Annotated in this window: 22 protein-coding genes and 1 pseudogene; 9 read left to right on the top strand and 14 right to left on the bottom strand. The window is 41.7% G+C overall.

The window, feature by feature from the left end; genetic code table 11:
- Positions 1-64 precede the first annotated feature (64 nt).
- Positions 65-1,248, bottom strand: a pseudogene (locus AC5JL8_RS30210) (DNA topoisomerase); the annotation flags it as partial.
- A gap of 175 nt (positions 1,249-1,423) precedes the next feature.
- On the opposite strand from AC5JL8_RS30210, the gene recD2 reads away from it, so the two are divergent.
- From recD2 to AC5JL8_RS30190, 4 genes are all read left to right on the top strand, one after another.
- A complete protein-coding gene (recD2, locus tag AC5JL8_RS30205) occupies positions 1,424-3,673 on the top strand; it encodes an SF1B family DNA helicase RecD2 (protein WP_495883367.1) in 2,250 nt (749 codons plus the stop codon).
- Between the two features lie 390 nt (positions 3,674-4,063).
- Entirely contained in the window at positions 4,064-5,014 is a 951-nt protein-coding gene (locus AC5JL8_RS30200) for an RpoD/SigA family RNA polymerase sigma factor (RefSeq protein WP_495883366.1), read from the top strand.
- Positions 5,015-5,377: 363 nt separating this feature from the next.
- The gene (locus AC5JL8_RS30195; RefSeq protein WP_495883365.1) at positions 5,378-5,575 is read left to right on the top strand and encodes a CopG family transcriptional regulator; all 198 of its coding nucleotides are present in this window, start codon (positions 5,378-5,380) and stop codon (positions 5,573-5,575) included.
- A 191-nt stretch (positions 5,576-5,766) separates the two neighbouring features.
- Positions 5,767-6,033, top strand: a complete 267-nt coding sequence (locus AC5JL8_RS30190) for a hypothetical protein (protein WP_495883364.1) — start codon at positions 5,767-5,769, stop codon at positions 6,031-6,033.
- Between the two features lie 217 nt (positions 6,034-6,250).
- Here the strand turns inward: AC5JL8_RS30190 and AC5JL8_RS30185 are convergent, their stop codons facing one another.
- The 8 genes from AC5JL8_RS30185 to AC5JL8_RS30150 all read right to left on the bottom strand — a co-directional run bounded on the left by AC5JL8_RS30185 (position 6,251) and on the right by AC5JL8_RS30150 (position 11,317).
- Entirely contained in the window at positions 6,251-6,571 is a 321-nt protein-coding gene (locus AC5JL8_RS30185) for a hypothetical protein (protein WP_495883363.1), read from the bottom strand.
- 120 nt (positions 6,572-6,691) lie between these two features.
- A complete protein-coding gene (locus AC5JL8_RS30180; protein WP_495883362.1) occupies positions 6,692-8,164 on the bottom strand; it encodes a hypothetical protein in 1,473 nt (490 codons plus the stop codon).
- Between the two features lie 169 nt (positions 8,165-8,333).
- A complete protein-coding gene (locus tag AC5JL8_RS30175; RefSeq protein WP_495883361.1) occupies positions 8,334-9,047 on the bottom strand; it encodes a hypothetical protein in 714 nt (237 codons plus the stop codon).
- 15 nt (positions 9,048-9,062) lie between these two features.
- Entirely contained in the window at positions 9,063-9,554 is a 492-nt protein-coding gene (locus tag AC5JL8_RS30170) for a hypothetical protein (RefSeq protein WP_495883360.1), read from the bottom strand.
- Entirely contained in the window at positions 9,554-10,198 is a 645-nt protein-coding gene (locus tag AC5JL8_RS30165; RefSeq protein WP_495883359.1) for a hypothetical protein, read from the bottom strand. The genes AC5JL8_RS30170 and AC5JL8_RS30165 overlap by 1 nt, the downstream gene beginning before the upstream one ends.
- Positions 10,188-10,586 (bottom strand): hypothetical protein, encoded by a 399-nt coding sequence (locus tag AC5JL8_RS30160; RefSeq protein ID WP_495883358.1) that lies wholly within the window; start codon positions 10,584-10,586, stop codon positions 10,188-10,190. The genes AC5JL8_RS30165 and AC5JL8_RS30160 overlap by 11 nt, the downstream gene beginning before the upstream one ends.
- A gap of 282 nt (positions 10,587-10,868) precedes the next feature.
- The gene (locus AC5JL8_RS30155; protein ID WP_495883357.1) at positions 10,869-11,018 is read right to left on the bottom strand and encodes a hypothetical protein; all 150 of its coding nucleotides are present in this window, start codon (positions 11,016-11,018) and stop codon (positions 10,869-10,871) included.
- Positions 11,019-11,107: 89 nt separating this feature from the next.
- Positions 11,108-11,317 (bottom strand): hypothetical protein, encoded by a 210-nt coding sequence (locus AC5JL8_RS30150; protein WP_495883356.1) that lies wholly within the window; start codon positions 11,315-11,317, stop codon positions 11,108-11,110.
- A gap of 771 nt (positions 11,318-12,088) precedes the next feature.
- Here AC5JL8_RS30150 and AC5JL8_RS30145 point away from each other — a divergent pair.
- The gene (locus AC5JL8_RS30145; RefSeq protein ID WP_495883355.1) at positions 12,089-12,319 is read left to right on the top strand and encodes a hypothetical protein; all 231 of its coding nucleotides are present in this window, start codon (positions 12,089-12,091) and stop codon (positions 12,317-12,319) included.
- 170 nt (positions 12,320-12,489) lie between these two features.
- Here AC5JL8_RS30145 and AC5JL8_RS30140 read toward each other — a convergent pair whose 3' ends face one another.
- Both AC5JL8_RS30140 and AC5JL8_RS30135 read right to left on the bottom strand, forming a co-directional pair.
- Complete coding sequence (locus AC5JL8_RS30140; RefSeq protein ID WP_495883354.1) at positions 12,490-12,723, bottom strand: hypothetical protein; 234 nt, start codon at positions 12,721-12,723, stop codon at positions 12,490-12,492.
- Between the two features lie 398 nt (positions 12,724-13,121).
- Entirely contained in the window at positions 13,122-14,012 is an 891-nt protein-coding gene (locus tag AC5JL8_RS30135; RefSeq protein ID WP_495883353.1) for a hypothetical protein, read from the bottom strand.
- 983 nt (positions 14,013-14,995) lie between these two features.
- On the opposite strand from AC5JL8_RS30135, the gene AC5JL8_RS30130 reads away from it, so the two are divergent.
- Together AC5JL8_RS30130 and AC5JL8_RS30125 are read left to right on the top strand one after the other, a co-directional pair.
- Complete coding sequence (locus AC5JL8_RS30130; protein WP_495883352.1) at positions 14,996-15,217, top strand: hypothetical protein; 222 nt, start codon at positions 14,996-14,998, stop codon at positions 15,215-15,217.
- 260 nt (positions 15,218-15,477) lie between these two features.
- Positions 15,478-15,765: a hypothetical protein gene (locus AC5JL8_RS30125; protein ID WP_495883351.1), complete on the top strand. Its 288-nt coding sequence runs from the start codon at positions 15,478-15,480 to the stop codon at positions 15,763-15,765.
- 49 nt (positions 15,766-15,814) lie between these two features.
- Here the strand turns inward: AC5JL8_RS30125 and AC5JL8_RS30120 are convergent, their stop codons facing one another.
- The 3 genes from AC5JL8_RS30120 to AC5JL8_RS30110 all read right to left on the bottom strand — a co-directional run bounded on the left by AC5JL8_RS30120 (position 15,815) and on the right by AC5JL8_RS30110 (position 18,159).
- Positions 15,815-16,108: a hypothetical protein gene (locus tag AC5JL8_RS30120; protein ID WP_495883350.1), complete on the bottom strand. Its 294-nt coding sequence runs from the start codon at positions 16,106-16,108 to the stop codon at positions 15,815-15,817.
- A gap of 1,309 nt (positions 16,109-17,417) precedes the next feature.
- Positions 17,418-17,552 carry a hypothetical protein gene (locus AC5JL8_RS30115; RefSeq protein ID WP_495883349.1) on the bottom strand — a complete coding sequence of 45 codons (135 nt, stop codon included), beginning with the start codon at positions 17,550-17,552 and terminating at the stop codon, positions 17,418-17,420.
- A 46-nt stretch (positions 17,553-17,598) separates the two neighbouring features.
- A complete protein-coding gene (locus AC5JL8_RS30110) occupies positions 17,599-18,159 on the bottom strand; it encodes a carboxymuconolactone decarboxylase family protein (protein WP_495883348.1) in 561 nt (186 codons plus the stop codon).
- Positions 18,160-18,255: 96 nt separating this feature from the next.
- Here AC5JL8_RS30110 and AC5JL8_RS30105 point away from each other — a divergent pair, with 96 nt between their 5' ends.
- Positions 18,256-18,828, top strand: coding sequence for a TetR/AcrR family transcriptional regulator (locus tag AC5JL8_RS30105; protein WP_495883347.1), 573 nt, complete (start codon positions 18,256-18,258; stop codon positions 18,826-18,828).
- A 123-nt stretch (positions 18,829-18,951) separates the two neighbouring features.
- A complete protein-coding gene (locus AC5JL8_RS30100) occupies positions 18,952-19,344 on the top strand; it encodes a hypothetical protein (RefSeq protein ID WP_495883346.1) in 393 nt (130 codons plus the stop codon).
- Positions 19,345-19,771: the final 427 nt, after the last annotated feature.

Here is a 19,771-nt window from a genome sequence, read left to right as displayed (position 1 = left end):
CTGATTTTTATAAAAGGATTATTGTAAACCAGTTCCTCTAAGAAAACCATACACGCATTTCCTGTTAATGGGCTAACTCCCCAAATTTTGAACTCCACCAACCTTTGGCTGTACTAAAGTAAACAACATCCTTGTGTTTCTTATCTTGGCGAGATTGAGTAGGAAACACCGGAGCATCGTCTTTTGTTGCCCATCTTTTGTATAACTGTACTCCTCTAAAGGCTTTTTGCAGACTGGGCAGGGATGTGAACTGACTTTAGTTGGAGGTTTTTGTTCTGCCCCACTTTGTTTATTTTGAGGTGCTGACCAGAACTTGGTGAGATCGCTCCAAAACAGCACGACATGATCACAGCCACTACTACACTTAAGAAAATATTTCTTCTTGACTTTAGTACTAGGAATTTTGGATATCAAACTACTGCACACAGGGCATTTAGTTCTGGAAGTTTCAAATTTGCGCTCAACAGAAGCTTTATTATTAGATACTGCTCCTGCAACTAAAGTCTTGGCGAAGGAAAGCGCCGGGACAAAGTAATCCTGATTCCAAGCGCTTAAATATTGCTGCCAAGAGTGTTTACCAAAAGCGATTGCATCGAGAGCATCCTCCATTTTTGCAGTAAATTCTGCTTGGAGCAAATCAGGTAACGCCTTCTGTAAAAAAGCGTCAACCTCCAATCCCAAAGCGGTAGGTTGTAGACTGTCTTTGGTTAACTGTACATAATCGCGCTTTTTGGGGGTAGCAACTGTGGGAGCATAAGTACTGGGGCGACCAATCCCTTTGTGCTCCATCATCTGTACTAGTTTGGGTTCGCTGTAACGTGGCGGTGGTTGGGTTTGTTTTTTCTCCGATGCGGCATTGTCAAGGGTAAGGGATTGCCCTTGTTGCAGCAGTGGTAAAACTGAATCCTTGCTGAGATTATTCCAGTACCGTGCATAACCGTAGAACTCAATGACCTGCCCCCTAGCAAGCCATAAAAGATTGCCCGAAGAGGTAGTCACTTGAGCCTTACGTAGTTGAGCAGACTTACATTGAGATGCGATCGCGCGTTTCCAAATCATGACGTACAAGTTAAACTCATCAGGTGGCAATTGTTGGCGTAAGTTCTAGCTTGGTCGAAATACATCTGTGGGAGGAATAACCTCATGAGCTTCCTGCGCCATTTTGCTACTACGGTGTTTGGCTAGCTGCTGCGGCACATTAGCCTCGTCGTTTTGCTGCAACCACCGACGCGCACTCTCACAAAACTCAGCGTTTGGGCATGGCAGATGTGCTTTGTATACCTTATATTAGTTTGTTTGTGACAGCAGGCAATTCTATTTTAGTATTTATGTACTATAGCAATAGCTCTTTAATACTTATACTTCTTTTACTTCTTTAAAGATTTTGCCGTAACTACAGCACAAGGCATTTTTGCACAAAGCAATGTCTACTTCTCCAACTCCTGCTCAAGCACAAGTAAACGCCACGCCGCACTACGAAACCATCACTGGCGTAGTCGAACGCCTGACCTTCCACTCAGAGGAATCGGGGTATACAGTCGCACGTCTAATACGCCCCCGCACTACCGACCTCACCACAATCGTCGGTAGTTTCGCCAATATCCAGCCAGGACAAACATTACAATTGACAGGTTTTTGGCGTGACCATCCACAATACGGGCCACAATTTCAAGTCACGAATTACAAAGAAACCAAACCAGCAACCCTGACCGGAATTGAGAAATATTTGGGTAGTGGGCTAATTAAAGGAGTTGGCCCGGTCACAGCCAAACGCATAGTTGCACACTTTGGTTTAGAAACGCTCGACATAATTGAAAACCAGATTGACAGACTCATTGAAGTTCAGGGCATTGCAAAAAAGCGGATCAAGCTAATTAAGAATGCCTGGTCAACTCAGAAAGCCATTAAAGAAGTGATGGTATTTCTGCAAAGCCACGGAGTGTCAACAACTTATGCAGTCAAAATTTACAAGCAGTACCAAGACAAGGCGATCGCTACAGTCACCGAGAATCCATATCAGCTTGCAACTGACATCTACGGAATAGGCTTTCTCACAGCCGACAAGATTGCGCGAAACTTGGGGGTAGCTCCCAACAGCGAATTTAGATACTGTGCTGGAATCATCCACGCACTGAGTGAAGCTGCCGAAGATGGACACTGCTACCTGCCACAAAAAGAACTAATTGAGAAAGTCATCAAATTGCTGACAACTGATACTCACCAACCGGCAGAGGAGGCAATCGCTCAGATCATTAAAGATATGGCATTAAGGGAGGACTTGGTTAGAGAAAGTATTCGGGACAGCTTTGGAGAGAAAATACTGCTGTGCTACAAACCAACGTTCTTTCATACGGAACAAAATCTAGCACAATTAATCACTCGACGGTTACACCAGCCGATTGTGCAAGATATGCCCCGTGTTCGTGCTTGGTTGGAGCGTTTTACCACGAGTCGCAATATTGAGTTATCGCAACAACAGCAGCAAGCGGTGGAAATGGCAGCTTATTCACCAGTTATGGTTCTGACTGGTGGGCCTGGAGTTGGCAAAACTTTCACCACGCACACCATAGTCAGCTTGTGGAAAGCAATGGGCAAAACAATCGCTCTAGCTGCACCAACAGGCAGGGCAGCACAAAGGCTAAGTGAGATGACCGGACTTGAGGCAAAGACCATACATCGCTTGTTGGAATTTGACCCCAAGAAAATGGGCTTTAAGCGCGATCATGAAAATCCCCTACCCGACAGTGCAATTATTGCTGATGAAGCTAGTATGCTCGACCTATTCCTGGCATACTCTCTGGTTAAAGCTGTAGCACAGGGAGCGCAACTATTATTAGTAGGTGATATTGATCAGCTTCCCTCAGTGGGGCCAGGAAAAGTCTTGGCTGACTTGATAAATTCGCTTCAAGTACCAGTGGTGCGGCTAACGCAAGTATTCCGCCAAGCCCAGCAAAGCGCAATTATCACTGCCGCACACCAAATCAACCAAGGGGAGTACCCTCCGATGGAACCAATTAGTGATAATCCTGTGTCAGATTGCCTGTGGCATGGTGGAGGTTATCAGCCAGAGCATGGAGTACAAGCAATTTGTGAGTTGGTGAGCGAGTTTCTCCCTCGGCTGGGTTTCAATCCGGCATCAGATGTGCAGGTACTTTGTCCGATGTTGCGGGGGTTGGTAGGAACTCGTAACCTGAATATGGTGTTGCAGGGGCTGCTCAATCCACCTGCACCGGACAAAGTGGAGATTAATCGGGGCGGGATGACATTGCGAGTTGGAGATCGCGTCATTCAACAAACTAATGATTACAACCGCGAAGTATTTAACGGAGACTTGGGAAGCATCCTGAGTATCGATACCGAAGAACAAGAGGTTACAGTTGACTATGCTGGGCGACCTGTAGTTTATGATTATGCTGACTTAAATGAAATTACTCTGGCGTTCGCTGTCTCAGTACATAAAAGCCAAGGCTCAGAGTATCCCGTGGTGATATTTCCATTGTATATGCAACATTTTATGATGTTGTCGCGTAACTTGTTTTATACAGGGTTAACCCGTGCTAGAAAATTGGCGATCGTGATTGGTTCTAAGAAAGCAATATCATTGGCTGTGCGGACTACAAACGATCAGCAGCGTTACACAAGATTGTGGCAGAGACTGTTGCAGCCGATTTGATGAGCATGACCACAAAATATAAGCTTAGTTGTTAGTCCGAACTGCTAGAGCAATCCCACCTTGGCACAATTTCTGAGTGATAAAACTTTGCCCTCAGTCAAAACCGAGACTTAATGGTGCAAACGAGATCCTAGTCATGCATCGACGGCGGACACGGACTGGCGACAGAAAAAATGATCAGGCCTTATCAAGCTACTCGTAGGGCACAGTGAACAAATCATAGGGAACGAAGCCTGACGATTTTTTAGAGCCTAACTTCGACAAGGGCATTTTATTATTGGTAAGTGCCTCACCTGCTGCAATCTCAAATTAATAAGCTGTTACGCAGTTATTTGATTATTGAATTTATAATTAAAGATTCGCCCGATTAGAGAAAATCTGCTTAGTTGTATGTCCAGCCTTAGTTCCGACATGGTTCGCGTTTATTTGCAAGAAATTGGTCAATTTCCTTTACTAACAGCAGACCAAGAGATTGCTTATGGCAGGAAGATACAGCAAATGATTGCCATCGAGCAACGCAAAGATGCCCTCAGCCAACAATTTTTACGCCAACCAACAATCAGCGAATTAGCTGCTGATGTTGGCTTAAGCGAAGCCCAAGTGACTCAAACACTTGCTCAGGGTCAACGAGCAAAGCAAAAGATGGTGACAGCAAACCTGCGGCTGGTAGTTTCGATAGCTAAAAAATATCAGGGACGCAATCTGGAGTTCTTGGATTTGGTTCAAGAAGGAGCGATCGGTTTACAGCGAGGCATTGAAAAGTTCGACCCCAACCGTGGTTATAAATTATCAACCTATGCATACTGGTGGATAAGCCAAGCAATCACAAGAGCGATCGCCGAGAAATCGCGCACGGTTCGCTTGCCGATTCATATCACCGAAAAGCTCAATCAAATCAAAAAAGTACAGCGACAACTGTTTCAAGAACTCGGTCGTTTTGCGACGATTACAGAGATTGCCTCAGCATTGAACTTACAACCCGACCAAATACGGGAATATCTCAGTGTCTCAAAGCAACCATTTTCTTTAGATTTAAAAGTGGGAGACAACCAGGACACAGAAGTTAATGAACTTTTACCAGATGAAGGCATCTCACCAAACGAACATATAGTCCAACAGTTTCTGCGTCAAGATATTAATAATTTGTTAGCATCGCTCAAACCGATGCAGCGTGAAGTATTGATTTTGCGCTTTGGGCTAGAGAACGATCAACAATTAAGTTTGGCAGAAATTGGGCAGAAGCTAAATGTCAGTCGAGAACGAATTCGTCAAATCCAGCAGCAAGCAATTAATATTCTGCGTCGTCAACAAAGTGATATTCAAGAGTATTTATCTTTTTGAAATATTTCATTAAGTTTGTCGTCGACTTGTTTGAAAATTCTCTAGAATTTGAGATTTACTGACATCAAGTTCTTGAATGACAGCAGCAATAGCCTTCGCTGACGCCGAGAATTAATCTACTCTGAGTTGAGCGAGAGTGCGCTCGCGGACGATTTTCCATTGATTGGGATTCAAAACTTGGTTTGAATATGCAATCAGCTTTTCGGCGACACATTTGACAATTATTAAATCGGATCTACTGACAGTGACTGCCCTTGCTCGTTAGCGATGTTTGCGGTAACTCTAAAAAAGCTCATGCTAATTATTTATTCAAGGTAAATAAATTAAAATTGGATATAAACCCTTGAAAGAATGAAATAAGCCATGAATAAAAAATGGGCGGTGAAGCGGATAACATTAAATCTTACAGCGAGTGAAATGAAGTATCTTGAAGAGTATTGTCAAAGAACAGGAAGACCTGCAACAGATGTAATTCGGGAATTAATTCGCTCTCTAGAAATAAACAAAGCTGAAGGAGTCAATCACAAAGTGAATCAATCAGAACAATTGATTCAACAGTAAAAGCTGCTTAAGTTAAAAGCAGTATTATTTTGAATCTGCCACAATGTCAAGCAAATTCATACATAAAAATACATAACTGCAATTGTGCGGAGTATCTAGGATATCCTCTTAGTAAATACCGCAAAAACACGGTTACATACAGGTATGCATTTAAGCAAAACTGCACTCATTAAAGTTGTAGAGGTGCATTTATGGCTTATCCGACAATGCCAAATATCCGAGTCAACCAGAAACTGAGTTCTGAGCAGTTAGAGATACCTATAGCAGCAACAGAAGAAGATTCAGTATTATTAGCAGAAAAACTCACATCTGTTGCAGTTCCATTAAAAGTTTTGTTACAAGCGCTAACTATTGCTACTTATGATAAAACAGCAGCTTTTCGCTACGCTGACCAATATTTAAGAAAAACTAAAAAGTCGAAATGGATATTCTTACAATCTTTTTCTAATTCCAGGTAAGCCGAAGATGAGCAAAGATAATAGGATGATGGCAGCTATGAGTTCATTTGTTGCACCATCTGTACAATTGTGAAAGCAGTTCGTCAAAATTAAATTTTTCAGACTTATAACACGTTTTTTAACTACTTAATAAAACTAAATTATTTCGCTGAAATTTCCATCAGATAGGTTAGAGCAAAACAATTAGCATTTTTTATACCCTGCGTGTTATTTGAAGTTAATAACTGGAATTTGCATCAATAAATAAAACTTGCACGCGCCCGTCCTGCTCAACTATTGAAGCGATTCTCAGAGATGATTCTTGCTCGTTTGGATCGCTGGGATTAAAACCAGCAATTACTAATTTATAGTCACCCCCTCTGCTATACAAATTTAATTGCCCAAAGGCTTCATATATTGTCTTTCGAGTTAAATATTTTTTGATTTCAATAATTGTGTTGCCTTGCCAATTGGTATATATATCAGCATAACCACCGTTGAATTTCACCTCTGTTTTCGCCTGAAACCCATATTGTCTTAACTGACCAACCAGCATCATCTGTAAATCTTTTTCTTTCCAAATTTTGGGCAGTTTTAATGATGAAGTGATGAGCAGCCATTGCTGTTTGATATCTTCAGGTAAAGCCGACTGCGGTGTATGAGCGCAGTCGGTTTGTAGTCAGTCAAGCTGAAATTTATATGCTAGTCCCCAATGATTTGCATCTTTGATGGTTTTGATAATTGCTTGTTTTAATTCAGCCAGGCGCTCACCAGCACCCAATTCTTGATTAATAAAGTCTTCAAGAGTTAAATATTTGGTTCTCTCAAGCTTGTCAATCATCTGATTTGTTGCAGTACGTTCTCTAAGTTCTGTTCGCTCAAGAGTAGAGAGCGCATCACCTGATGGCTTATTTCCATCCCGGTCAATTGCTGAGTAGTTTGGTAGCTCCGGTACTGACCACCATTTGGAATTGCCCCCAAAGAATACAGCACGTTTGACAGGTGATTCTTTGATTAGCCGATTGAGGCGGTCTAAATCAATTTTTTCAAGTATTGGAGATCGCTGCCATTGTTTGATGACGTTAGTGTTCTGGTCGCTGACTAAGGCAACTGCTGTGATTTGACTGGTGGCTGACAACTCTAATCCTAATGGGCCAACAAATGGAGATTGGGCCATTAACCAGACATTTTTGCGTTTTGCACCGCCCAAAGAAGCGGTATGCAAGATTAGTGTACCAATACGGTTGTTTTTCGTCTTTTTAGCCGCATCACCAAGAGTAGAACCCTCGTCAATTATTAATAGTGATTCTTGTTGCTGGTTGGCCCATTGAGTGTATTCATCTAGGACTTCATCCATCCAATCACAAATTTCTTCCGGGCAACAGCCGTCACAGGATTTGCGATGAACAACATCAACAATACCGTCTGTGTACCCGTACTCGCCCGGTTCGTTTTTGGGGTCGATGTAAAAGATTTTGCGATTTGGGGTTTGGGCTTTGATTTTTCTCAAAGCATTAGCAACCAGCATCCCTTTACCGCTACCACCAATTCCAAAAATAATACAGTTGCGGATAGGAGAAGCAATCATCGCAACAATATCTATGACATTGCTCCCGTTGTCAATACTCGATTGAGTGTTAGTGTTCGGGAACGGGGAATGATGAATAGGCAAAAGTGTTTGATTTAATGTTAAGCGTTCTTGTGCAGTCCCTCCCGTTGAAGAGAACCCAAGACCGCGTTGCTGTGTGTGATCTATGCTCTCGTCTTCCAAGTAATCCAACGCCGCATCTGAAAGTGAATATCCTTGTTGAGTTGCAAAAGTCAATTCTTTGTCTATCGCCTCTTTGCCTACTTGTTGGTAGTAGGCGCGAAAATCATCCCCATCCAATACATGAGCAATACACCCATATTCTCTGATTGCTACTTGATTGCGCTGCACAAGTGTTGCTTGCTGAACACTGCTAAAAATTGACCAAAGGGCGATCGCGATTCCAGTTACTGGGGAAGTGGCACTTGCAGCGACGGCGGCAACAATTACACCTAACGCTATCTTCCATTGGATATTATTTTCGGTGGTTTGTTTGAAGGCAAGAGCGCTCCATTGTTCGGGGGTGCGCGTAATTTTATTAATATCAAAGCGGCTCATTTCCATATTTAATTTCGTTATTTGTGTTCATCTTGATGACCGAAGAGGCGGAGGGGCGCTTTGCAGGGAGCAGGGGGAGCAAGAGAAAGTCCCGAAGCCGTGAAGCGGAGCGGAACAGGGTATCAAGCCCTGCCCTTCCAGGGCGCTCTTACTGGGGCGATTTCCTTGCTCCGTCTCAGTTTTCCCCCTTGCCCCCTGCTCCCCGCTCCCCTGCCTGTTTTGACTCTTGAATTGCGTAACTCAATTTACCAACCCAAATAATCAAGCTGATAATTACTTCAATTGCAAATAGCGTGATCAAAGCTAGAGCAAGGTTAGTGTAGTCCAGTTTCCCCCATTGACCAGTGGCAAGGATAAAGAAAAAGTCTGAGAACTTCCCCGTAAGGACTGGGCTATACACCGTAATACAAATCAAAAAATCTATGGTGTAGGTGAAAACTTTTAGCATCTCTAGATTGCTAATTACTGAAGTAGGTAGCCCGTTATAGACTTTTTTCAACATCAAGAGCGTGGGGTCGTCAGTATCTTTAAGCTGGTATTTGCTGCGACTGTCAGCTGATGAAATAACAGTCTGCACAAAGCTTTCGTTGTTATACAAAACCAATGGCAGAACTTCAATAATTTGAATAACTCCCCATAGTATTGTGCCGAGTATCCAAGTCACGCCTTTACCGATGATTGCAGCAATACCGTTAATAACTGGGATTATCGAGATCAGGTAAACAAACGCGCCATTAAGTGTTTTACCACTTAATAAACCAACTACTCGCTCATAGGGTTGAATGTTCAAGTATGCAAACCATAATCCAGCACAGACAAGCCCCCAGTAAAGCAGTCGCAACCAAGTGTTAGGCTTGTTATTTTTATTACCACTTTGTTGTTTGGGCATTGTGAAATTAACCACTTACTTCCCCTCTCCTCTATCAATCGGCTGGCTATAAATCCCACCACGAAATCTTTTGAGGCGCAAAGCTACCGCATCTCTGTTACCCGTAAATGCGATCGCCCCCACAGCCCCATCTTGGTTAATTACGCCCGTATTTCCGTTGGCATCACATACTCTAGTCCCTTGAGGTAGAGTGCGACCTGTAATGCGGTCTGTTAGTACTTGCCCCTCAACAATGGTCACGTATTTATGAGGGTATACGTTGCCCACAATCGGCAAGCATCCCGCCTCATACCTAGCTTCAGCAATCAGAGCTTGTTCTTGCTCAAAGGCAAATTGCTGTTCTAGTTCGGTTTGCTTTTGGGATTGATATGCAATCTGTTGTTTAATAGTTGAGATAGATTGCATATTTCGAGTGATATCACCGCTAGACGAGACCAACGAGGCAAGGGTTAAACCTCCGAAGATGATAGATGTTTTATGTTTACGCCATTGTCTTGCACTCAACATTATTCTTGTCCTGCCTCCAGGAGGAATGCGTCAATATCAAAGGTTTTGCTTGGGGCGTGGGCTAAAGCGTTAACGCTATTTTTCACATCGTCAGAATTAGTTTGTACTTCCATCAGAAAAGCATCAACGTCAACAGTTTCTATGCCGTAGCCAGAAATTATTCTGTCGATGCGCTCATCACTATTGGCTAATTCCTGTATATATGAGGATGTTCCCTTGCCCCGATTCAAAATTGATTGGGCAATCTCCATATCGCCCTGCTCTAACACCCGCCCTAGTACATGAGATTTGATTCTAGTTAAAGCTGCACCTTGGGCTACGGCTTCCTCTGCCACTACCCGAATCATCGCGGCTATGAGTTTAGGATTGGAATGCTGTGAAAACTTCGAGGCGATGGCATTCGCCTCAAGTACCGCCATTTCCTTTGGTAGCCCTAGTTTTTTCTGATTATCAAGGGCTTCCCCAACGGCTTTAAATATCTCTTCCAATTCCTCAGTAATATCTAGGGAAAACTGATTGGAATTAATATCAATATCTGCACCGTCTTGAACAAGTATGGATAAGGCTCTATTTACTTGTTCTCTAGTGTATCTATCAGCAAAATATTCATGCAATTGCTCAAGTGTAAAAAAATTAGTTGACATAAGCTTGTCTCCATTGCTCAAAGTGTTCACGCTTTAAGGTGCTGAAATTCATCTTGAGGAAATTGATTGCTATTTTATGCGGCTTATTTTTCCTATCAAGTCCACCTTTAGCTACAAAAATCAAAGCAATAATAAATCTTTGATAAGCGTCAAGATAAGGTGAGCGCATTCGACGCTCGTTTCCAAAGTATGCCGATTTAATTGGATTGACTTCTTCAATAATGTCTTTTTCCCATCTTCCAAGTGTATAACGATGTATTCCTAATATATTTGCCCATTCTTTACGAGTTAGTAAGTTATCCATTTTCAAGCCATCAGAAAATGATTCTTGGGTTATCCGGTTTAAGATTGCTGGTAAATCCTCATGTGACATTGCAACTCCAATCATTGAAAATATCTATGTTTTAGCTGTAAATAGAGCATTTTTTGAGTCAATTACTAATTTTTAGATAGGCATGGCCACCGAGTTACTTGATGTGACAATGCAACTATGTAGTTATGTCACTATGTAGTTTCTATTAGATGAAATCACGACTATTGCGGCACTCTCATTCGCCATATAAGCAAGATTAGTAAATAAAACTATATGTATCTAACTCAATATTTCTGGCAATTATTTATAGTTGAGTTCAGATTTTCAAGCTTGGTTGATTTATGGAAGTTTAATAAGTCAATTTACTATTCGTTTTTTTGTCGGTTCGTTATTTGCTAAGAGTGCAGCCAAAACATATATGGTGATTTGGCGATCTGGTTGTAGGGATGGAGTTGGTAATGCAGTAGTTGCATCTTTGATTTCTTGCTCTAATTGCATGAGTGACATAGTGGCATTGTAACTTTATGAGTAAATACTAAAAAAGCCGCCCAATGACGGCAATTGAATAAGTCAATGATTTGAGAATTGCTTGACAATTAATCAAAAAAATTTGGTTTTGGTGGTTCTAGTCCTTGCTCACGAATGAAATCTAGCAGTTGCGATATCCGACAAGTGGTGGCAGAAGGGTTAGCTCTATTCTTGGTAGATAATGCTTGTTTGCGATAAGCATTTTCTGTAATGCAATGTTCATACGCTGCGACTATTGGCCTAATCTTGTACTTTTCGGCGTACTCTTGTGGTGTCATACTTTTAATTGCCCTCCAAGTTAGAAGAAACTCATCACTAGGTAATGACGAAAATTAAGTTTGAACTCTCAGTAAAACCATCGAAACAAGAGAAGTCAGCGCAAGGTAAATCTGGATTTTTCCCGTTGCTCCCGGTGGGTAATTGAGCGCTCAAATCTTAGATGGACAGATGCAAAATCCTCGTTAAAAACTTTGAGAGAACTTTAGAAGATAGCGACTGCCATAATCAATCTTTGTTTTATTAGGGGAACTCCAAAAAATAAATTATTCCAATTTCTGGTTCAACACGACTGTTCCTTCCCCCTGCTCCCTGCTCCCTGCTCCCTGCTCCCTTGCCCTCAATGCGATGGGATATTTTTTTAGTTGTAAGTCCCTTAGACTGATGCTGAAAAGGCTTACAGCCGCTTATGAGAGAGATCCAAGAAATAAAATGCGCTCGTCTGTATTTTATTTTTTGGATCTCCCTCGAATGGCACGCTTGAAAAGCTGGGGAGGCTGGGGAAGTAAAGAGGAAAACTTGTATTTATCAATACTGAAATAGCGTTGAATTCACTTATTTATTTGTCTCCCCCAGCACAAGAGCGCACCCCCCGCTCAAGAACAGCTTGCCTCAACAAATAACTAAACTTAGTGCCATTCGATCTCCCTCTAATGGATGTGTTGGTTTCTTAACCCCTTGTTAGCCCCTTACAAACAACTTTATCATAAACTAAATTTTAGGAAATAGTGGTCAATAACCCCACAAGAAACCCGATAATTAAGGATAAATTTATGACTATTCAAACAATGCCAGAAACTAACGCACCCAAAATGACACGTATCGAGATCAATGTGCCAACCGCATTACTGGCTGAAGCTGAAGACTTAGCTGCAATTGAAGGATGGAAGCCTGCCGAACTACACCGGATTTTTTGGGAAAAAGGATTTGCTGTGCATGTTGAAGGGAGTAACAAACGCTTAATTAACAAATCTCTTCGAGAGAAATTTAGCAAGTCAGATTGACAGTGCTCCCTTTGAGATTGAAGATGGGTCGTGGAGCGAACCTTTTTTGTCTAAGCCCCATTAAAGAATTTTTATGCACATCAGGATTCAGGTGTGGCATAATGTGTTGTTTGAATCGATTTTCCTACATGCGATTATGTATCTGCGCGATAACTAATCGCATGAAGGTTTTAAGAAATCACCTCCGAGGCAACAAAAAGTTTTTCTCGATTTCGAGTTCTACCGAAGGAGAAGCCAAACCACTTAGATGCGTCACCAATGGTTAGTTCAGAGCAAAAGCCTTGCTTCATAAGCGACTTATGAGAGCGGGGATGCTTAGTACCATTCCTCCATAAGCTTTTTGAATCAGCGTGAGCAACGATTTGAGCGAGCATCATTTGAGCTTGATTGAGTAAACTACTCATACTGGTGTTGAATGGTCACTATAACCATTCCCAGATAATTGCAAATACAATCGTGGAAATGAAATTCCTGTGGTGAGGAATTAATCAATGCGATCGCTGTTCACGAATAACAATCGCATTTTCTTAAATAATAAATATTTGAATAGTCAAAAAAATTCGCGTTTTTGCACGGCCCCCTTAGCGAAGCGATGCTATTTATGCCACAATCTTGTAGTTGAATCGATTTTATTTTCTCAAGCGATTCCTGGCTGAATAAAACAGCGATCGCTTGAGTTTTTAGAACAACTTTGTGGTTGACTGTTGCCGGGGCGTAATTTTTTGGCAATCAAAAAGCGGTCTGCTGTTAGCAAACCGCCTTCAAAATTTGGTTTGTTGTGTTGAAAGAAAGGGAATCTCTTTTATTGGGTAAACCTTGCCACTAATTCTTCACGAGATAGCGATGATAATTGCAGCAAAACACTAGCAAATTCTTCTGGTGGTAACTGTAACAGACTATCAACAACTCTCGATAGTTCTTCATCCACTTCCCCAAATCGGAATCGCAACAGATTTTCAACAACATCACGTTGCCCTTGTTGTCTTGTGGTGTCTTCCCATTGCTGATAAGCTTGTGACAAGTTCATGATTAACTCCCGATCATCTTCCGTTAATTCGTCTTGCTGTTGAACTACAACAATCCGCCAATTGGTAATTAGTCGTAACGTGTTTTGTCTTAATTGGTTGCTTTCTGGAAGCGCCAACAGTTGAGCAACAGCTTGACGCTGAGTTTCACCTCTGCCTAAAATCCTGAGCCACAATGTCTCAATGGTCACTGGTAGCTTGTCAACTGCTATTATTGCTCCTCGAAAACAATTTTGGACAAAGTAAACTCCAGTCATCCAGTTTTCTAAATCTAGTTTAACCTCTAGATTAGTCAGTAGAATCTCTGAAGCGCTGGGCGATATAATCCACAGTCGGGGTAAAGCGGCTTCTGGTAATCGAGTTCGTTCACGCTTGGCTTTACGTTGTGCATCGGCAATCACAACAAATAGCTTGAGAAAACAATTACGTATTTCTGAAAAACTCGGTTGATTGCGAAACGGTTCAAACAAAGCCGTATTGAGTGTAGCTATCCTGCCGAGTAACCCTAAAGTCTCAGCACTAGCCATAGATGTTGGTGTCGCAGAAAACAAGACATCAACAAATCTTGGTTCGTCCGTTACTTCTCTGTTAGTTGTTACTTCTCCCAAAGGAGACAGTAACTCTTCTAGAAACTGCTTGGCGAACTGGTCATGAGGCTTGGTAGGCATATCAAAAATTAGAATTTAGCGATGATTGAGCATGATTGTTTAGGTCAAATAAACTGGGTTATTTGTTTTGGAACAGATGTAAATCTCCAGACAATAAATATTTAGCGAAACAAGCATTGTAAGTAGGCAATATCAAATACAGCTAACCATAATCAACAGTTTGAGCTAATCAAGTGTTTTTTGGCAAATATTCAAGTTTAATAACCAGATATTGAACATCGCTTGCCCCAAAATGAATCGGAGAATAGATTCTCAAGAAATACTAAAGAGTAATTACATAATATTTTCTAATTGTTGAGTTTAATAACTCTCAAAAAAACTTCTGGAAATATGTTAGTTGAGCAGCCCCATCCAAAAAAGCCATAGCTATAATCAATATCTAGGAGAAGAAAAACTAGATGCACTATTAATTGAAGTGATTGCTAATAGCAATTGCAGATTTTTATCTAGCAGGAAGTGGCATCAAGAAGTAGAAATACACAACCTTTCTACTTTAACTAGTTAGGAAATTTAAAAGCAGAGCAATTATTAAATAAAGTTGAAGTTATCATACAGCTTCAACTCGAAAAGCCTGCTAGAAATATAACGCGCTAGACAAAGGTTTTTTACCAATCATCTATAACATGACATTTCATCAGTTGCGAACAGGAGAGTTTTTCTGTTTTTCTGGAATGACTACAACCAAAGTTTATCGAAAAGTAAATGCTTGTTATTGTAGCCAGAACGGTTTTTTACAACCCATTCGTCCACATACAAGGATCAGACGGTTAAGTTCATTAGAGGTTCAAGCGTATTTAGAAAGTAGAATCCCTGGGAAATAATTCATAACTAGCTGATCAAAAAATCTAGTTGGAGATCGAAATTAGACGCGATCGCTTTCTATCCGCACAGAGCGATCGCTTCGGTTTTATCATTGGTACGATTTGGACATGTTTGAGATTCCAAATATGTTATAAATGAGCGTTGTTATTTAGTTCACAATTATGAATTTTCACCGATTACGCACAGGAGAGTATTTCCGTATCCCAGGTATGACTACTAGTTACGTGTATAAGAAGGTTAGCAATTCTTGTTGCCGCTTAAATGGTTTTTTACAACCAATTCAGTCACAATCTCTAGTAAAACGGTTGAATGCAGATGAAATTCGGGATTATATAGCGCAACAGCAATCTGAACTTGAAAGTTTTGAAACAGATAGTTATTAGCTGTATTACCCACTTACCATGTTTTTAATTGCGTTCGTTTGGTTGAAGGTTACAGATTGATACCTCAATAATTTCTGAGGTTAAAAGCATTTTTCAGCATTGAATGTTTCATCACGCCGTTAGAGATTCGTGCTATTTAACATTGGCTCTTGTTCTAGCAACCTCTAACATTTCTTATCCTGATTTAGTAACCCATGCTGATTGCTGAAAATTCAGGTGTAAGGTAATGTATACCTAGTTCAGTAGTTGAAGTTGTGTTTATGACCTTCCAAGAACTTCAAACAGGCGATTATTTCCGTATTCCGGGCATAAGTATTGGTTACGTCTACAGAAAAACCAGCGATTCACATTGCAGCTTGAATGCTACAAATCAACCGATTCGCTCCCATACACTAGTCAAAAAGCTTACTGGGGCTGAACTTAAAGAATATTTCGCACAACAGATGACTGCTGCTGAACATAAGCCCAAACCAGTAGTCCGGTTAAAATCTCGGCCTGCTCCCTCAAGAGAAAAAGCAGGCATCACAAAATATGGCACTATCAACTAATCAGTTATTTCGTGTTCCGGGCAAGCACTTTTTTATGTGCTTGCCTTTTCTACACGAGAATGCTTGTTTCTGCCACTGAAATTGAGCCACCATAAGAGCATCTTGCAACCATTACTGAACGCAAAACAGCCGATTTCACCCCAATAACCCCTGGCTGAATTTCACTAGCTAACCCATCAAAAAACAATTGAAAATCGGAGTGGTTGTCGTCAATTTCTAGCTCTACCAAATCTGAGGTTTGTGATATGATAATCGCCCAATCTGGCAAAGGTTGAGAAAACCGTGTTGTGTACTTACATTTTAAAGCGCCAAGCGATTCAAGGCGTATTGCTTGACTAAACAAATAACCTTCTAAACCGAACCGTAACCCTCAGCTCTAGTGAGGAGTCAATTTGCCTACCAGTGATTGCCTTATGTAACGCAAGTAACAGTTTAGTTGCTTGCTTTGTCAGCTGCAATGAACTAAAATATTCTAAGATTTCACAAGTTTCCAATTTTAGCCAAGGTGGACAACAGGTGGTGTCTACTTTATTTCCTCTTACTCTACGGCTCACGTTATATTTTCTGGGAGTGGCTTGATTGTAAAGTTGCTCCTGTTTTTTGAGTATTTATACTGCTTCCACTGGTATAATCAGCCATTGCAAGGAGTGACCAAAACAATTCGCAATTCGCAGTTTGCAATTCGCAGTTGCGGACGTAATTGTCAATTAGTTCACTTCTTGTACAAGCCCCTAAATTTATTTATGAAAAAAACAAAACACGTAGTATCAATACTCAAGCCCCCAACTTCAGTTGTGGGGATAGAAATTGCGAATTGCGAATTGGTAATTGCGAATTGGAGATGACAGTGCCAATGAATACAGTGGTATTTTCCCATTCTCTGTTACACCATCATTGACACCAACTCGTCTGGGAGCAGCTTTATTTTCAGGTTGCTCCTGTTTTTTAGCTGATGTCCTAGGTACTATGAATCGCTCAAAAATACCTCAGCTTTCAACCTGAGATGAGCATACGATTACCGTTAGCACCGTGCGCTGCACGCGATCGCCTAAATCCTCACCGAAGCTTGAATAAAATTATTTCAGTATTTTGACGGTATCGATTAATATTAGTTGTGAAACGCTAAACAGCTTGATTGAGACGGTGGGCGCTATGTCCACCATCTTTTTTGAGTTATTGAACTAACCACAAGTGATAAGTTCTGAACAAAAGTAGACTTTGAGCAGAGAATAAAACTTGCTATCGGGTACAGAGTTAGCAATTGGGAGTGTTCGACTTGGCAAAGCCTGTCAAAAGAGGCAGGGGGGCGGGGAGCAGGGGGCAAGGGGGAAAACACCAGACGGAGCTTGTACTTCGCCCCAGTAAGAGCGCCCTGGAAGGGCAGGGCTTGATACCCTGTTCCGCTCCGCTTCACGGCTTCGGGACTTTCTCTTGCTCCCCCTGCTCCCTGCCCCCTGCCCCTCCGCCTCTTCGGTCAAAGCAGGTTCCTGGAAGTGTGCGCGTATTTGCTGTATTATATGCCATGATTAGGGTTATCACTGATTCAATTGGCTGGCGATTGCATTTTCTTAGTGTGCGATCGCCCTTTCTACATTCGTGATTACGCCGCGTTCACGTTCACGGAGCGTCTGTGAAACAGAAGTGTGCCGAAGCTATTGCAACTCACACTCACAACAAAGCAATCGCTTCAGCCGCACTTTGGCAAACTCGATAAGTAGAAGAGTGGTAATCGCCAACAGAAGCGTACCGACTCTGGCATTTTCAGGCAGCACCAGCGATGACTGCATAATCTCAAGCTGGTCACCAAATAGCTTTCACAGTCCGCACCTTTGGTTAAGAAATGACCGTAGGTTTTAACCAAGCATAAGGTTGAAAAGCGATATCTAAAGGAGTTTCAGCAATATGGTTGGTGTAGTTATGGATAATTTTCACAGCAATTCCTAAAATGACTTCCAAAACCTGCTGCTTTGTGTAACCTGCTGCGAGAAACTCTTCAATTTCTGACTCATTCACCCAACCTCGCGCCTCAATCATCCGCTTAGTAAACAGCCGCAAAGCTTGTAACTTGTGATCTGCCAGAGGTTGACCGTGACGCAGAGCCTCAATGTCTTTATCAGTCATCCCAATTATTTTTGCTAGACCTGAATGAGCCGCCATACAGTAGCAGCAGTCATGTTCGTAATTAGCAGTCAGATAGATGACTTGTTGTTCGATAGGTGTAAAATTGGTTGTCTCAAACAAATTCCACAATGCCATACCTGCCTTCAAAACTGCGGGCGCTTCGGCAAGAATCCCCTCTAAATTTGGAATTAATCCAAATGTTTTCTTTGCTTGGATAAGGACTTCTTTCGAGGCTGCGGGCGCAGTTTCAATGTTATAAATCGTAAATTCCATTGCTTTACTTTTGTAATAGCTCCAAGTAGACAACCTTGTCTACCGTTAACAGGTGCTAGTATAGCTCTAGGGAGACAGGCTTGTCTACCAAAATTTATGACTACTGAATCAAGTGCTGCACGTCAACAAATTTTAGAAACTGCTTCTGAACTGTTTTATCAGAAGGGAATTCAATATGTGGGAATCAATGAAGTCATTGCCGCATCTGGTGTGGCAAAGAGAACTCTGTATCGATGGTTTTCTTCAAAAGACCAACTGATTGAAGAAGTGATGAAATATCGCGCTACTCAATGGTTACATTGGTTTGAAGATGCAGTTGCAGATCAAGGAAACACTCCTAAACAGCGGTTACTGGCAACCTTTGATGTTCTTCAAGATTGGTACGCTCAACCTAACTTCCGGGGTTGTCCGTTTATCAATGCGGTATTAGAAATTGCTGACGCTTCTCATCCCGCTCATCAAGTCTCAGTTGAGTTGCGAGAAGCTATCCGCACTTACATCATGCAGCTAGCATCCCAAGCAGGTGTGCGTGACCCGGCATCATTTTCACAGCAGTATTTGCTTTTAATTGGCGGCGCTAGTTTAATGGCAACGATTGAAGGCAATCCCATTGGAGCGCAATATGCCAGAAATGCTTTGTCTGTTTTGATTGATGCTAGTGGGGCTTAGGGCGTGTTTTGTCACTTTGGTAGAATCCAATCGCCCAAACGCTTACGGAGCTTTATTTTCCACTTTTTAACTAGAAATTTTAGTTTCTGGAGCGAAAATCGCTCTTGATGGTTTTCATACTCTTTGAATGTACGCCTCTACCTGATTACGGTACTGGTAAGGGCTGAAACCATTTTGACTTACACTCATGTTGCCGGGCCAGTCAGTCAAGCTGATGGTAATGTTGTTCAAACAAGCCTTTGGAATAATGCTGGAGCGATCGCCCTTTCTGTCTGTGGCGTACTCATAGCTGCTTTGCTTATGGGAATCTGCCAATCTTTAGCACTGAGATTTCCGCTGTTCAAAGCTCTGTTGTGGATAGCTATGAACGTTTTGGTGTTCTTGATTGCGTCAGTAATTATGATTTTCTGGGTAAGGGGTGCTGGTGGTATGTTTGGTATTCCAGTCTTTTTTGCTGCTTATTCACCAGTGTATGCAGCCATTAGTGGTGTGACCATTCTCCGACTGCGAGCTTAACCCTCTTGTGTCACTTTAGTAGAAGCCAATCGCTGAAAGGCTTTTGGAAACTCAACTTCTGGTTTTTGGCTATAAACTCTAGTTTCTGTTAGTAAATAAAGGCTCAAAGCTTGATTCAATCAAAGGTTGAGATTTTCACTTCGATTATTGTTTTCCAAAAGTGACATAACAGGGTTAAAAAACCTGATTTAAACCTTAATCATGTTGATGATGGTGATTTCAACAATCTTTGTAGGTTCGGATTCAATTTCATAATCTTGATTAAGATTTTGGCATAATCACCGTTCGCAACCCACACCATCCCCATCTCTATCAAACCCATGCGGATCTGGTGGGACAACTCTAAATCTGCGGTAGGGAATATTAGGGCAATCGGCGTTGCATAATAGAGGGATGAGTTGAGGTTGTCTACTGTGCAATGTCCATA

Source organism: Mojavia sp. (assembly GCF_059505145.1).
Note: the sequence above shows the minus strand (reverse complement) of the source record. Positions and strands in the feature narration are given on the sequence as shown.